We start from the raw sequence: 13,707 nt of genomic DNA, 5'->3' as shown, positions 1-13,707 counted from the left end.
GAGTCGATGCTCGGGCTGGAGGTGCCGCCGTCCGTCGAGGCGGAGCGGGTCGTCACGGCGGTGCTGGATGACCTGCGTTCCGGTGACCACCGGGGCGTCGTCGTCGACTCGCCGCCCGGCGCCGGCAAGTCGACCCTCGTCGTCCGCGCCGCGGTCGAGCTGGCCGCCGCCGGCGAGCCGCTGATCATCGTCGCGCAGACCAACGAGCAGGTCGACGACCTCATCGACCGGCTCGCCCGCAGGGCCCCCGGGCTGCGCATCGGCCGGCTCTCCGCCACGGAGTACAGGCCGACCGACCGGGTGAAGGGCCACCCGACGGTCCGGGTGGCCGCGAAGGTCGCCGACCTCGGCGAGCCGGCCGTCGTCATCGGTACGGCCGCCAAGTGGGCCATGGTCACCGAGGGCTGCTGGCCGTGGGCGATCGTCGACGAGGCGTACCAGATGCGGTCTGACGCATTGTTGCGCGTGGCCGGCAGGTTCGAGCGGGCGTTGTTCGTGGGGGATCCCGGGCAGCTCGACCCGTTCTCCACGGTCGAGACCGTGCGCTGGACGGGCCTGACCTGGGATCCGATGCAGTCGGCGGTGGCGGTGCTGCTGCGGCACAACCCGCAGTTGCCGGTGCACCGGCTGCCGGTGTCGTGGCGGCTGCCCGCGTCGGCGGCGCCGGTGGTCGCGGCGGCGTTCTACCCGTTCACCGGGTTCCGGGCGGGCACCGGCCGCGACGACCGGGTGCTCGCGTTCACCGACGCCGGGCCGGGGGACGCCGTCGACGCGGCGGTGGAGCTGGCGGCGGCGACGGGCTGGGCGCTGTACGAGCTGCCGGAGCGGCACACCCCGCGTACCGACTCGGAGGCCGCCGCCGCGTGCGCCGCGCTGGCGCTGCGGGTGCTGGCGCGCGGCGCGGTCGCCGTCTCCGAGCACGCGCCGGCCGGCGCGCCGGTCACCGCCGACCGGATCGCCGTCGGGGCCGCGCACCGCGACCAGGTCGCGGCCATCCGCGCGCACCTGGGCGCGGCCGGGGCGGACGTCACCGTGGACACCGCCAACCGGCTCCAGGGCCGCGAGTACGACGTGACGATCGTGCTGCACCCGCTGTCGGGCCGGCGGGACGCGACCGCGTTCCACCTGGAGTCGGGGCGGCTGTGCGTGCTGACGTCCCGGCACCGGCACGCGTGCGTGGTGGTGGCGCGGGCGGGCATCGTGGAGCTGCTTGACGCGCACCCGTCGACCGAGCCGGTGCACCTCGACGTGCCGGTGAAGTTCCCCGACGGCTGGCAGGCCAACCAGGCGATCCTCGACCACCTGCACGGGAGGTTGGGGTAGATCTTGGAAGTTCTGGGCCCCTGGAGGGGCCGTTCGCTTCCAAGATCTATCAGGTGTGGCCCGGGGCGAGCGCCCATGCTGTGACGCCTGCCAGGGCTAGCAGCGCTGCCGCGAGCGCGCACCACAGAAGCAAATGGCGCGCTGACGCTCCCGTCCGCGCCGCCGGGACGGCGGGAGCAACGGCGTTCGGCGGGCTCACCGGCCACCTGCCCACGGCGGTGACCGGAGCGGCCGGATCAGCGGGCGGTGCCGCCGCGGCGGCGTACCCGACAGGGTTCTCGTCGAGGTGGGCCTGCATGGCGCGGGCCGCCAGCCGGAGGCACCACAGGCCCCGGTCGGGCCGCAGGTCCTCGAAGGTGGTGCAGGTCAGGGCCTGGGCGATCAGGGAGAGGCGGGCCTGCCTGCGCCAGGTCGCCGGCCCCGCGAGCGGCTGGGCGTACGCGGCGCCCACCTCGTCGGCGATCCGGACGAGCTCCGCCACGGGCCCGGCCAGCGTGCCCGGCCGTCCCCGCTGAGGGTGGACCAGATAGTCGATCAGCGCCTCGGACTCGTCCCGGCTGAGGCTCGGGACGTACCGGAGCACGGTGGCCAGCAGCAGGGCGGCGACGTCGCGGGTCAGCGGGGCCTCCGCGTCGACGGCGCTCAACCCGACCAGCGAGAACCGCTCGGGGCGCGGCCGGCCGTCGGCCCCGCAGGGCACGAGCACGTTGCCGCCGTGCAGGTCACCGTGGGCGAAGCCGGCATGGAAGCGGACCGGCTGGCGGTGGTGCGGCGACGTGGGGCCGACGGCCCGCAGCGGGTTCGGCAGGGGCCGCGAGTCGATGATCAGCGACTCGGCGTCACTGTGGAACCCGAAGATGCTCATCGCGTGATGAATCTTCTCCCACGCGCCGGCGGCCCGCAGCTCCCGTTCGAGGTACGGGCCGAGGGTGGTCTCCCGGGTCGGCGGGCCGGTCCTTCCGGGGGCCGGCACGACGCCGTTCCACTCGTGCAGCACCGCCTCCAGCACGGCCCGGAACGCGGCGAGCAGGTCCTCGCCGTCCAGCTCGTCCAGGCCCCGCACCCGGGCGTCGTCGTCGGTCGTCTCCTGGAAGTCGCTGGTCGGTTCCTGGAACATCAGCCGCCGGCCGTCGCGCAGGTCGATCGGCGGGAAGATCTGCTCGGCCAGGTGCTGCCGGGCGAAGTCGCCCAGGGCGGCCCTCGGCCGCTGTTGGCCCCGCACCTCCCGGTGCCGCGAGCGGGCCGGCAGGACCTTGACGAAGACCTTCCGGGCGGGCTCCCGGCCCGGCGGCGCCGGCTCGCCGAGCCTCGCGACGAAGAGTGTGCCGCCTCCGTAGCCCCGGTCGAGGCGCGTCTGCGGCGGGACGCTGATCTCCCGGTCGCACTGCTGCCCGAAGTCCTCCAGCGCCGCCCTGAGCGTGGGGTCGGGTACGTAAGGTTCGAGGGGTTCGCCCATGTCCGCCGTCGGGCCCTTCACGAGGGAAAGTGAATGTGGACGATCGGGATTGCGTCGTCCAAGAAGGGTGTCGCGCGCGGAGTAGAAGCTACCTCAGGGCGGGGCGAATCAGGGGCATACGCGCAGCGGCCCGCCAACCTACTTAAAGGTAGTTCCCGCCGGGTTCAGCCGGCGTACTGGTCGCCGAACTCGCGGACGCCGTCGACGTCGAGGGTGATCCGGCTGTTGTCGGCCCAGGCCCCGGTGGCGGCCCGCCAACTCGGGTCGTCCCGCTCGTCGATGGCGGTCCAGTTCTGCTGGTGGAACCGGAGCTGGATCGGCCCGCTCGACTCGCCGGGGGCGAGGGTGCCGCCGGTGAAGGTGAGCCGGACGTGGCCGGGCACGGGCGTTCCCGGCACCGGGTACCGCGTTGCGGTGGGGACCGGCGTGGGGCTGCTGCCCGGGGGCGGGGGCGGCGGCGCGGGCGGCAGGTAGTAGAAGAGCTGCCGTTGGATCCGGTCGCAGCCCAGCGCCGCCCAGTCGCACTGCGTCACCAGGGACGTGTTGCCGCCCTCGAAGGTCAGGTGGTAGTCGACCCGGACGGTGCGCAGGTCGAGCGGCTGCGCGCCGGTGTTGACGACCTGGGTGACGAAGCTGACCTGGTTGTCCGTCGGGGCCCAGTCGAGGTTGAGGTAGCTGACCTTCGCCCGGCCGTACGCGGTGCGCAGGTCGGTGGCCGCCGACGTGCCGGAGTATCCGCCGAGGGTGTGGGCCTGGATGGCGACCCGGTACTCGGTGCCCGGCGGCAGGGCGGTCAGCGTGATCGAGGGCGTCTGCGTGCTGCCCAGACCCCGGTACGTGTTGGGGCCCAGCGGCATCAGCACCTCGTACGTGATGGGTTCGGTGCCGCCCGGCTCGCCCACCCACGCCGACGGCGCCCAGGCGAGGGTGAGCTGGTGCGGCTCGTTGGCCACGACGACCGGCGCGCCGGGCGTGGTGAGGGCCGGGCCGTCGTCGGCGCGGGCGGCGGTGACGGCGAGCAGGCTCAGCAGGCCGGCGACGGCGGCTGCGGCGGTGACGCGGCGGGCACGCATGACCGCCAGCCTATTGCTCGATGGTTGTCGATGGATATGGCCGACCGGCCCGATGCGGCCGGCCGAGCGTCCAGGGGCGGCGGGACCGCGCCGAGGCCCCTACGATCGGCCGATGTTCCGTCCGACCTATCCGATCCGCACCCCGCGGCTGGCCCTGCGCCCGGTCACGCCGGACGACCTCGACGACGTGCACGCCTACCAGAGCCGGCCCGACGTCACCCGCTGGATGCTCGACGCCGGGCCGCGCACCCGCGCGCAGGCGCGGGCCTCGGTGGCCGCCATGACGGGCGAGGACGCGCTGCGCGCCGAGGGCGACTGCCTCACCCTGGCCGTGGTCGCCGCCGCGCGGGTGATCGGGACCGTCGAGCTGGTCTGGCGCAGCGCGGCCGACCGCACGGCCGAGCTCGGGTACGTCCTGCACCCCGACCACCAGGGGCGCGGGCTGGCCGCGGAGGCCGCCACGGCCCTGCTGGACTGGGGCTTCGACGGGTTCGGGCTGCACCGGGTCTACGCGCGGTGCCACGCCCGCAACGAGGCGTCCGCCCGGCTGATGGCCCGGCTCGGCATGCGCCAGGAGGCCCGCCACGTCGAGAGCTACCGGTTCCGGGGGGAGTGGGCCGACCGGCTCGTCTTCGCGATCCTGGCCCGCGAGTGGCAGGCCCGTCGGCGGCCGTAGGAGTCATCGACACGTCACCCTCGGTCAACGGGATGAACCGTCGATGGTCACCGTCCGTACCCATGGCCGTGGAGACGACGGAGCTGCGTGCGGGGCCGACGGTCAGGGTGGCGGAGACGATCCGGGCGGTGAGCGCCGACCTCGGGCCGTCCTGGGCGGCGACCGCCGCCGCCGTCGACCGGGCCGCCGCCAACTTCCTGGACACCGTGAGTGACCGCCTCCCCGGGCGGCTGCCCGAGCGGGACCACACCGTGGTCTTCGCCACGCTGGGCCGGCTGGCCGCCGGCGGCACCGGGCTGGCGCCGCTGCGCGCCCTCGTCGAGCAGCTCGCCGCCGCCCCCGACGGCCGGCGGGTGACCCTGGTCGCCGGGGCCCGCACCCCGGCCGACCTGTACGACCGGGCCACCCTGGCGGAGCTGGAGGCCGCCCACGAGTGGCTGACCGTGGTGCCCGCGTACTCCCACGACCCGGCGGCCGGCCCCGCCGAGCGGGGCGACGCGCTCACCGTCGCCCTGCGCCACCTCTCGGGTGACCAGGAGGTGCACCTGTGCGGGCCGCCGCCGATGGTGGCCGGCGCGCGGCTGCGGCTGCTCGCCGCCGGGGTGCCCGCCGACCGCATCCACCTGCCGGACACCTTCGACCGCTGGCGGCCCGCCGCGGACGCGCCGGCGGCGGGCCTGCCGTAGCAGCCCGCCGCCGGGGTCGCCCGCTCAGGCGGGCACGTAGTCGAAGGTGTCCGGGTTGGGGCCCTGCCGGCCGGCCTCGCCCCGGTCCAGGCTGGTGATCCGCTCCATCGTCGCGTCGTCCAGCTCGAAGTCGAAGATCTGGAAGTTCTCCGCCATCCGCTTCGGGTCGACCGACTTGGGGAAGACGATGTCGCCGCGCTGCACGTGCCAGCGCAGCACCACCTGGGCGACGGTGCGCCCGAGTTCCTCGGCGATGTCGACGAGGGTCGGATCGTCGAGCACCGCGCCCTGGGCGATCGGCGACCACGCCTGGGTGAGGATGTTGTGCGCGTGGCCGTACGCGCGCACCTCCTCGTTGCCGAGGTAGGGATGCACCTCGATCTGGTTGACCGCGGGCACCACGTCGGCCTCGGCGGCCAGCCGCTCCAGGTGCGGCACCTGGAAGTTCGACACGCCGATCGAGCGGGCCCGGCCGTCGCGCCGGAACTCCTCCAGGACCTTCCAGGTGGAGACGAAGTCGCCGTCGTAGAGGGTGGGCAGCGGCCAGTGGATCAGGAACAGGTCGATGTGGTCCATCTTCAGCGCGGCGAGCGTGGAGTCGAACGCGCGGCGGGCGTCGTCGGGCCGGTGGAAGCTGTTGTTCAGCTTGCTGGTGACGAAGACCTCGCCCCGGTCCAGGCCGGAGGCGCGCACCGCCTGGCCCACCTCGGCCTCGTTGCCGTACATCTCGGCGGTGTCGATGTGCCGGTAGCCGATCTCCAGGGCCCGGCCGACGGCCTCGGCGGTGTCCTGCGGCGGGATCTGGTAGACCCCGAAGCCGAGCTGGGGGATGGTGTTGCCGTCGTTGAGCGCGATGTCGGGAACCGTGTTCGCCATGTCGGCCGTCTCTCCCATCGTCAGGGGCCCGGGCCGCGCGGGGGCCGCGCGGCCCGGGCCGTGCCACCCGGTTGGTCCTACCCCGTCCCGGTCGTCTCCGCACGACCGGGACGGGGTGATCCGCGACAACCGGGTGGCCCCGGGCGGGGTCAGCCCCAGATGGCGGTGGCCCACTCCGGGTGGTCGACGAACGGGTTGCGGTTGCCCTGCCAGCGATCGTAGATGACCTGGTTGCGGCGCTTCTCGAAGGCGTCCGGCGGGTCGGCCAGGTTCCAGGCGAGCAGCACCGACAGCTTCCCGTGGTACGGGGACGTGCCGTTGGACACCGAGTTGTTGATCTCCAGGTTCGGCCAGCCGTCGTCGCCCTCGTACCGGATCGCCATATACATGATCATCCGGGCGACGTCACCCTTGACCGCGTTGCGCGGCTCGAACGAGTCGGCGTCGGAGTAGCAGCCGGCGCACTCGGACACGCCGCTGCCGCCGGTGTCGAAGTCCTTGTTGCCGCGCGTCGAGTTGACCGAGACGTCCTCGGGGCGCAGGTGGTGCACGTCGGTGCCGGGGCCGGTGGCGGTGCCGAAGTCGCCGTGCGACTTGGCCCAGACGTGCTCGCGGTTCCAGTCGTTCGCCCCGCCGCCGTTGCTGGCCTTGCTCTGCGACCGGCCGCTGTAGAGCAGCAGCACGTTGTTGGCGTTGGCCGGATCCTGGTCGGTGTCCTTCAGCGCCTCCCACACCTGGTCGTAGTTGAGCTTCGTCTGCGTCCTGATGATGGCGTGCAGCGAGCTGCGCAGCGCGCTGCCGGTCTTGCCGACGGCGCTGGCGTAGTACGTCGAGTCGTACGGGCCGCTGCCGGTCGGGCTGGGCGACGGGTGGGGCGACGCGGTGGGCGTCGGCGACGGGCTCGGGGTGCCGCCGCCGAGGCTCAGCGCGGTCGGGTTCTTCAGCCCGCCGTGGCTGAAGTACGCGGTCAGCGCCCCGGTGGCGGTGACCTGCCTGCCGCGCAGCCCCGGGTTGGTCAGCAGCCCGAAGGCGCTGCGGTACGCGGCCGTCACCTGGACGTAGAGCATCCTGCTCGTGCTGGTCTCGGCGGCGGTGTCGGCGATGGCGATCGCCGTGTCCGCCGTGTAGCCGGAGGTGATCACCGTGGTCGTCGCCGTCGGCTGGCCGATGACGAACCCGGTGACGGTGGCCGTGCGCCCGTCCTGGGCGGCCAGCGCCTGTGCCACGGTCAGCGTGGTGGCCGCCGACGCGGTGGTGCTCGCCACGACGGGTGTCAGCACCGTGACGGCCAGTGCGAACGCCGTGATCAACCGCCCGGATCGCGAGCGGGTGACGCTCTTTGTATTCATGGTCAGCGATGCTATCGGCGCTGGCGTGAACAGCGGGAGAGCGCCGGGGAACTTTACGGGGGTGAAACCCCTGCCCACGGCCGAGTGCTTGATCGACTCCAGGTCGGCGACCTGGCGTGATCATCCGCCCCGGATACCGCCACGAGCCCGTCATGACCTTGGTCGGGTGACCGCCTACCGCGATTGAACTCCTCGCCGCTGCGCGCCGTACCACTGCGCGAGGATGTGGTGCGGCGGGTCGGCCGCACCGCTGCCGAGCTGCGGGAGGCCTGCCGTGCGAGTTGGTGAGCAGTCGACGGATCCCATCGACCAAGTGCTGGGTGAGGTGCCGGTCCCGGCGTCCCTGACACCCGAGGACGTCCGGCTCGCGGTCCGGGCGGTGGTGGTGCACACCGCGGAGGAGTGGCCGTCGGGGCCGCTGTGCCGTAACGACGGCGCGTCGTATCCCTGCCGGCTGCACCGGTGGGGCCGGCGGGTGCTGGAGGCCCACGGCCTCAACGGGCGTCAGATCGACGCCCTGATCCGGCACGGGAACCCGTTCGTGCACGTGCCGTTCCCGTTCACGGCGACCGGTCCGTCGCGCGCCGACCGGCCCGCCGCCCACCCGGCGGCTGCGCAGTCCGGGCGCGGCCCGACACCCCCGGGGCGGGCCGCCAACCCGGCCGGGCGGACGCCCATGCCGCCGGGCCGGGTCTCCGCGGCCGGCGGACGGATGCCTGCTCCGCCGGGACGGCTGCCGACGCCTCCCGGGCGGGTCGCCGTGCCCACCGGGCGGCCCGTGGTCCGGCCCGGCCTTCCCGGCCGGCCGGCGCCGCCGCCCGGCGTCGCCGCGCCGCGCTGGCCACGGGCGAGCTGACGGGCGAGCGTGCCCCGCCGGCCCGGTCGTGGGTGACATCCCGCGACCGGGCCGGCGCGGTCCGGGCAAGGTCCTGCTCGATCACGGATCGAGTGGCCTCCTGCGCCCCGCGAGGCCACTCGGTCCGTGATCGAGCGCGATCTTGCGCCGCGACGACGCGACGACGCGACGACGGGACGGGGCGGCGGGCTCGCAGCCGGCCCGCACGGAGGGTGATCCCCGAGGTGGCGGCGGCTGGCGGTAACGTCAGCGGGGGCTCGGGGAGGTGGCTGGTGGCGCGCGGTGGTGTCTTCTGTGTCGAGGGGCAGTGGCACCGCGACCTTAACGAACGCGGGTCCGTCCTGCCGACCCTGGAACTCCTCGAACGGCTGGGCAAGATCCGGTTCATCCACAAGGACGCGGCGACCCGCGACGAGCTGTTCTACTTCCTCGACCGCTGGCTGCTCAAGCAGTACGCCGACTACCGGGTGGGCTTCTTCGCCATGCACGGCGAGCCGAGCCGCCTCTGCCTCACCGACTGGGACTCGGTCGACCTCTCCGACGTCGCCGAGCGGATGGCCGGCCGTTGCGACGGCCGCCGGCTCTACTTCGGCAGCTGCTCGGTGCTGCGGGCGTCCGACGCCGCGCTGCGCGACTTCCTCGACGAGACCGGCGCGGCGCTGATCTGCGGGTTCACCCGGGAGGTCGACTGGGTGGAGTCGGCGGCGTTCGAGACGGTGCTGCTCGACGTGCTGGCCAACGGGCAGCGGCACAACGCCGCCGAGCTGCGGATGGGCTCGGCGCACTGGGCGCCGCTGGCGGCGTACCTGGGCTTCCGGGTGATCTACGCCAACGGCCGGGCCTGGCGGCCCACGGTCCGGCCCCGGGTGCCCGCCCAGCCCACGGCGGGGCGCGGCACCGCCCGGCCCCGCTGACGGTGCTGCTGGTAGAAACGGGTATGGCACGCAGCATCGCGAGCAGCACCCGGGTCGACCGGGCCGCCCTGCTCGACTTCGTCCGTCCCCGGCACCGGGTCCTGCTGATGACCACCCGGTCCGACGGCCGGCCCCAGTCCTCCCCGGTGGCCTGCGGCGTGGACCCCGAGGGCCGGCTGGTGATCTCCACCTATCCCGAACGGGCCAAGGCCCGCAACATCCGGCGGGACCCGCGCGTGTCGGCCTGCGTCCTCTCCGACGACTGGGACGGGCCCTGGGTGCAGGTGGACGGCACCGCCGAGGTGCTCGACCTGCCCGAGGCGCTGGAGCCCCTGGTCGAATACTTCCGCAGCATCTCCGGCGAGCACCCCGACTGGGACGAGTACCGGGCGGCGATGGTCCGGCAGGGCAAGTCGCTCATCCGGGTCACCATCGACGGCTGGGGCCCGATCGCCACCGGTGGCTTCCCGGCCCGCCTCGCCGACTGAGCGGTGCGCACGGGGCCCCGCTCAGTAGCCGGCGGTGAAGCGCATGTTCTCGAAGCGCGGGTTCTCGATCTCGTCGACGACGGCGACGGCCAGGTCCTCGTAGCTCAGCGCCGCGCGTCCCCGCTCGTCGGTGACCGGCTCGTCGAGGCCGGTGCGGTAGCGGCCGGTGCGCTCACCGGGGTGGAACTCCAGCGGCGGCGGGGAGACGTACGTCCACCGCACCCCGTCGGCCGCCGAGCGGTACCAGGCCAGGGCATCGGCCTGGCCCAGGGCGGAGTCCCGGTACTCCTCGGGGAAGTCCGGCTCCTCCAGGTACGGGGTGCCGCCCGGCGTCAGCAGGGTCGCCCCGCCGCCGACGTGGATGATCCGGGGCGGGTTCGGCACGTCCCGCAGCACCGTGACGAGGTTCTCGGCCGCGTCCCGCCACAGCGCCCGGCCTTCGTCGCCGCCCACGGCGACGACCATGACGTCGGCGGCCGGGGCCAGCTCCCGCACGCTGTGCGCCGAGGTGACGTCCCCGGTGACCAGGTCGACCCCGGACGGCAGGTAGCCGGTCGCCTCGGGGCGGCGCACGGCCGCGGTCACCCGGTGGCCCCGGGCGACCGCCTCGGCGGTGATCCGCGAACCCGCCGTGCCCCCGGCGCCGAACACCACGACGTTGCTCATGGCCCCAGGCTAGGAGCCCGCCGGGCCCGGCGGCGTCGTTCCGGCGATCCCGGCCGGCGGCGGGACCACCGGCCCGGCTCGGTTCAGTCGACCAGGGCGGAGTAGACGAGCTGGCGCAGCTGGGGCCGCAGCGGGTGGGTGCTCGACGGCATGAGCTGGGTGAACAGCATCGCCGTGACCTCCTCCACCGGGTCGACCCAGAACGCGGTGCTGGCCATCCCGCCCCAGTAGTATTCGCCGACGCTGCTCGGCACCCGGGACGGGACCGGGTCCTGGACCACGGCGAAGCCGAGGCCGAAGCCGATGCCGTCGAGAACGGTCTCGGCGAAGCCGGCCGGCGAGTATGAGGCCAGGTCGCGGCCGTCGGGCAGGTGGTTGCGGGTCATGAAGCGCACCGTGCGGGGCCCGAGCAGGCGTACGCCGTCCAGTTCCCCGCCGCGCAGCAGGCACTGGGTGAACCGGTGGTAGTCGGCGGCGGTGGAGACCAGCCCGCCGCCCCCGGAGAGGAAGTCGGGCGCGGCCAGCGCGAGCCGGCCGAGCGCGTCGGCCCGGATGGCCTGCCCGGTCGCGGGGTGCGGGAAGTAGAGCGCGGCGAGCCGCTTGGCGTCGGCCTCCTCGACCCACCAGCCGGTGTCGGCCATGCCCAGCGGCCGGAAGATCCGTGCGGCGAGGAACTCGTCGAGCCGCTGCCCGGAGACGACCTCGATCAGCCGGCCGAGCACGTCGGTGGAGACCCCGTAGTTCCAGCCGGCGCCGGGCTGGAACAGCAGCGGCAGCCGGGCCAGCCCCCGGCTGGCGGCGGCCAGGTCGGCCCCGGCGGGCACGCCGAGGTCGAAGCCGGCCGCCCGGTACAGGCCGTCGACGACGGAGACCTGGGCGAAGCCGTACGTCAGGCCGGACATGTGGGTCAGCAGGTGCCAGATCCGGATCGGCTCGACCGCCGGCACCGTGTACGGCTTGGTCACCGGCCCCTTGTCGTAGACCCGGACGTCGGCGAACTCGGGCAGCCAGCGGCCGATCGGGTCGGTGAGCTCGAAGCGGCCCTCCTCCCACAGCATCATCGCCGCCACGGAGGTGATCGGCTTGGTCATCGAGTAGACGCGCCAGATGGTGTCCGGCTCGACGGGCAGGCCGGCCTCCCGGTCGCGCATGCCGTAGGTGGCGGAGTGGGCGATCTCGCCCCGGCGGGTGACGACGATCTGCCAGCCGGCGAGGCGGCCGTCGTCGACGTACCTGCCGAAGTGCTCGTCGATGCGCGCGAGCCGCGCGGGATCGAAGCCGATGCGGTCGGGGTCGGTGCGGGGGACCAGGCTCACCCACCGAACCTACTAGCCGGTACGCGGTGCGCGGAAGACGTCGGTGGCCGCCGTTAGGCTGGCCGGGTGCCGGAGCCCACCGAGGACGCGACCTTCCGCCACGACGACTGGTACGCCGAGGACCTGGCCGACCGGTGCTTCGTGCGCTGCGAGTTCTTTCACGTCGACCTGACCGAGGCGGTCAGCCGGGGCGCGGTCTTCACCGAGTGCGTCTTCGGCAACGTGGCGTTCAACGCCTCCCGCCACGCCGACTCGGCCTTCACCCGCTGCGTCTTCAAGCGGTGCAACCTGTTCGAGGCCGAGTTCACCGGCTGCAAGCTGGTCGGCAGCAGCTTCGAGCAGTGCGACCTGCGGCCGTTGCGGGTCGACGGCGGCGACTGGTCGTTCGTGGCGCTGCCCGGCGCAGACCTGCGCGGGGTGCGCCTGACCGACGTCCGGATGCGCGAGGCCGACCTGACCGGCGTCGACCTGACCGCCGCCACGGTCACCGGCGTCGACCTCTCCGGCGCCCAGCTGCACGGCGCCCGCCTGCTGCGCGCCGACCTGCGGGGCAGCGACCTGTCGGCGCTGGATCCGACGACGGTGCAGCGGGCCGGCGCGCTGATCGACGCCGAGCAGGCGGTGCTGCTGGCGCGGGCCCTCGGCTTCCAGGTGGGCTGACCGGCTGCCCGGCCGGGGCCCGCCCCGGTTCGTGGACTTCGCCGCTTTCGCGCTTAACGTGACCTCCAGTACGCTCAGCGCAGCCGGCGGCGCACCACCGCCTCGGCGCGTCGCGGTGCGCCCTGCCTGTCTCGCCGCGACGTCGGCGCCCGCCCGGCTGACCCCCGCCGACGTTCCCGCGCCCGTCCGGCGAGCCGGTGCCGTGGCGCAGCCCGCCCGGTCGCCGGTGGGCTGGTCGCGCGCCGGTTCCCTACCGGACGGTAACGAAGTGGAAACGCCCGGCGGGACACCCCTGGCGTCGGGCCGGGGGTGGTGCCAACGTGATACGGCTCACGCCGGTGCGCGGCGGTCGCCGGGACCGGGACACCGGGTGGGGAGTGGAGGCCAGGTGGCGCAGGAAGACCTCACGCGGGACGTCGGCCCTGGTGGGCGGGGGACGACCGGCCCGCTGCACCGGGCCGGGGAACTGGCCGACTGCCGGACGCGCTTGGAGCAGCGCCGGCTGGCGCGGGCCCGGCAGCGCCGGCGGTGGGCGGTCGAGGGCCTGGTGGTGCTCGCCTGTCTCGTCGCCCTCGGGGCGTACGCCGCCGCCCCGGACGATCCGGTCGCCGGGCCGGACGACGAGGCGGTGCTGCCGGCCCCCGCCGGCCGGCCCAGCGGCGGGTTCCCGGTGGTGGACCGGCCGGGCTCGCCGGCCGACGCGGCCACGCCCGGCCTGCGCCCCCGGCAGCGGACCCCGACCGCCCCGCCGCCGTCGCCGTCGAGCCCGGTGGCGCCGCAGCCGGCGGCGGTCCAGCTCGACGTCGCCCAGGCCGACGTGCCGGCCGATGTCGACCTGACCGCGGCGGGCGCCCGGGACTGGGTCCACTGGGGACTGCGGGGCGCCGGCTCGACGGTCCGCAAGCGCGGCGGCTCGGGGGAGATCGCCGACGAGGGCGGCCACGGCGACCGGGTCGGCCACGACGTCAGCCCGGAGACGTTCAGTTGGCGCGACGGTTCCCCCGTGACGTCGTCCACGGCGACGACGACCGGCGTCTCCGCCTGCGGCGTCGGCAGCGGCTTCGCGCTCGCCGTGAACGGCGGGGGCGAGGCCCGCACCGTGCGCCTGTACGCCGGCCTGTGGATGGCGCGGGGCCGGCTGGAGGCGCGGCTGTCCACCGGTGGCGCCACCACGGTCCGCCGGCTGGAGGACCCGCACACCACGCACACCGTCGAGTTCACCGTGCGGTTCCGGGCCCCGAAGGGGGAGAAGCTGCTGCTCACCTGGACGGTCGAGGCCACCTTCGGCGGGTGCGGCAACGTCAACCTGCAGGCCGTGGCGCTGCGCTGAGCCGGTTCCGGGCGGTCGGGGCCTGCCGCGGGTCGGGA

General features: G+C 74.5%; 14 protein-coding genes. 8 read left to right on the top strand and 6 right to left on the bottom strand.

Features of this window, described 5'->3' with window-relative positions; translation table 11 throughout:
• Positions 1–6 precede the first annotated feature (6 nt).
• Entirely contained in the window at positions 7–1,323 is a 1,317-nt protein-coding gene (locus ACFYWL_RS13415; RefSeq protein WP_386971617.1) for an AAA domain-containing protein, read from the top strand.
• 49 nt (positions 1,324–1,372) lie between these two features.
• Here ACFYWL_RS13415 and ACFYWL_RS13410 read toward each other — a convergent pair whose 3' ends face one another.
• Both ACFYWL_RS13410 and ACFYWL_RS13405 read right to left on the bottom strand, forming a co-directional pair.
• Entirely contained in the window at positions 1,373–2,800 is a 1,428-nt protein-coding gene (locus tag ACFYWL_RS13410; protein WP_386971615.1) for a hypothetical protein, read from the bottom strand.
• A gap of 143 nt (positions 2,801–2,943) precedes the next feature.
• Positions 2,944–3,852, bottom strand: coding sequence for a cellulose binding domain-containing protein (locus tag ACFYWL_RS13405; protein ID WP_386971612.1), 909 nt, complete (start codon positions 3,850–3,852; stop codon positions 2,944–2,946).
• Between the two features lie 112 nt (positions 3,853–3,964).
• Between ACFYWL_RS13405 and ACFYWL_RS13400 the strand changes: the two genes are divergently transcribed.
• Both ACFYWL_RS13400 and ACFYWL_RS13395 read left to right on the top strand, forming a co-directional pair.
• Positions 3,965–4,528, top strand: a complete 564-nt coding sequence (locus ACFYWL_RS13400; protein WP_386971609.1) for a GNAT family N-acetyltransferase — start codon at positions 3,965–3,967, stop codon at positions 4,526–4,528.
• Between the two features lie 62 nt (positions 4,529–4,590).
• Positions 4,591–5,214, top strand: coding sequence for a hypothetical protein (locus tag ACFYWL_RS13395; RefSeq protein WP_386971606.1), 624 nt, complete (start codon positions 4,591–4,593; stop codon positions 5,212–5,214).
• 24 nt (positions 5,215–5,238) lie between these two features.
• On the opposite strand, the gene ACFYWL_RS13390 is transcribed toward ACFYWL_RS13395, so the two are convergent.
• Together ACFYWL_RS13390 and ACFYWL_RS13385 are read right to left on the bottom strand one after the other, a co-directional pair.
• Entirely contained in the window at positions 5,239–6,090 is an 852-nt protein-coding gene (locus ACFYWL_RS13390; RefSeq protein ID WP_386971603.1) for an aldo/keto reductase, read from the bottom strand.
• A 149-nt stretch (positions 6,091–6,239) separates the two neighbouring features.
• The gene (locus tag ACFYWL_RS13385; protein ID WP_386971600.1) at positions 6,240–7,439 is read right to left on the bottom strand and encodes an endonuclease; all 1,200 of its coding nucleotides are present in this window, start codon (positions 7,437–7,439) and stop codon (positions 6,240–6,242) included.
• A 313-nt stretch (positions 7,440–7,752) separates the two neighbouring features.
• Between ACFYWL_RS13385 and ACFYWL_RS13380 the strand changes: the two genes are divergently transcribed.
• The 3 genes from ACFYWL_RS13380 to ACFYWL_RS13370 all read left to right on the top strand — a co-directional run bounded on the left by ACFYWL_RS13380 (position 7,753) and on the right by ACFYWL_RS13370 (position 9,697).
• Positions 7,753–8,295, top strand: a complete 543-nt coding sequence (locus ACFYWL_RS13380; RefSeq protein WP_386971597.1) for a hypothetical protein — start codon at positions 7,753–7,755, stop codon at positions 8,293–8,295.
• 272 nt (positions 8,296–8,567) lie between these two features.
• On the top strand, positions 8,568–9,209 hold the full coding sequence (locus ACFYWL_RS13375) for a DUF6642 family protein (RefSeq protein WP_386971594.1): 642 nt from the start codon (positions 8,568–8,570) through the stop codon (positions 9,207–9,209).
• Positions 9,210–9,232: 23 nt separating this feature from the next.
• A complete protein-coding gene (locus ACFYWL_RS13370) occupies positions 9,233–9,697 on the top strand; it encodes a PPOX class F420-dependent oxidoreductase (RefSeq protein ID WP_386971592.1) in 465 nt (154 codons plus the stop codon).
• A 21-nt stretch (positions 9,698–9,718) separates the two neighbouring features.
• Here ACFYWL_RS13370 and ACFYWL_RS13365 read toward each other — a convergent pair whose 3' ends face one another.
• Together ACFYWL_RS13365 and ACFYWL_RS13360 are read right to left on the bottom strand one after the other, a co-directional pair.
• Positions 9,719–10,363, bottom strand: coding sequence for an NAD(P)-dependent oxidoreductase (locus tag ACFYWL_RS13365; RefSeq protein WP_386971589.1), 645 nt, complete (start codon positions 10,361–10,363; stop codon positions 9,719–9,721).
• 83 nt (positions 10,364–10,446) lie between these two features.
• Positions 10,447–11,679, bottom strand: coding sequence for a serine hydrolase domain-containing protein (locus ACFYWL_RS13360; protein ID WP_386971586.1), 1,233 nt, complete (start codon positions 11,677–11,679; stop codon positions 10,447–10,449).
• Between the two features lie 66 nt (positions 11,680–11,745).
• Here ACFYWL_RS13360 and ACFYWL_RS13355 point away from each other — a divergent pair, with 66 nt between their 5' ends.
• Both ACFYWL_RS13355 and ACFYWL_RS13350 read left to right on the top strand, forming a co-directional pair.
• Positions 11,746–12,339: a pentapeptide repeat-containing protein gene (locus ACFYWL_RS13355; RefSeq protein ID WP_386971584.1), complete on the top strand. Its 594-nt coding sequence runs from the start codon at positions 11,746–11,748 to the stop codon at positions 12,337–12,339.
• Between the two features lie 388 nt (positions 12,340–12,727).
• Entirely contained in the window at positions 12,728–13,669 is a 942-nt protein-coding gene (locus tag ACFYWL_RS13350; RefSeq protein ID WP_386971582.1) for a hypothetical protein, read from the top strand.
• Positions 13,670–13,707 lie beyond the last annotated feature (38 nt).

The organism is Micromonospora sp. NPDC002575 (genome assembly GCF_042889525.1).
GTDB lineage: Bacteria > Actinomycetota > Actinomycetes > Mycobacteriales > Micromonosporaceae > Micromonospora > Micromonospora carbonacea.
Note: the sequence above shows the minus strand (reverse complement) of the source record. Positions and strands in the feature narration are given on the sequence as shown.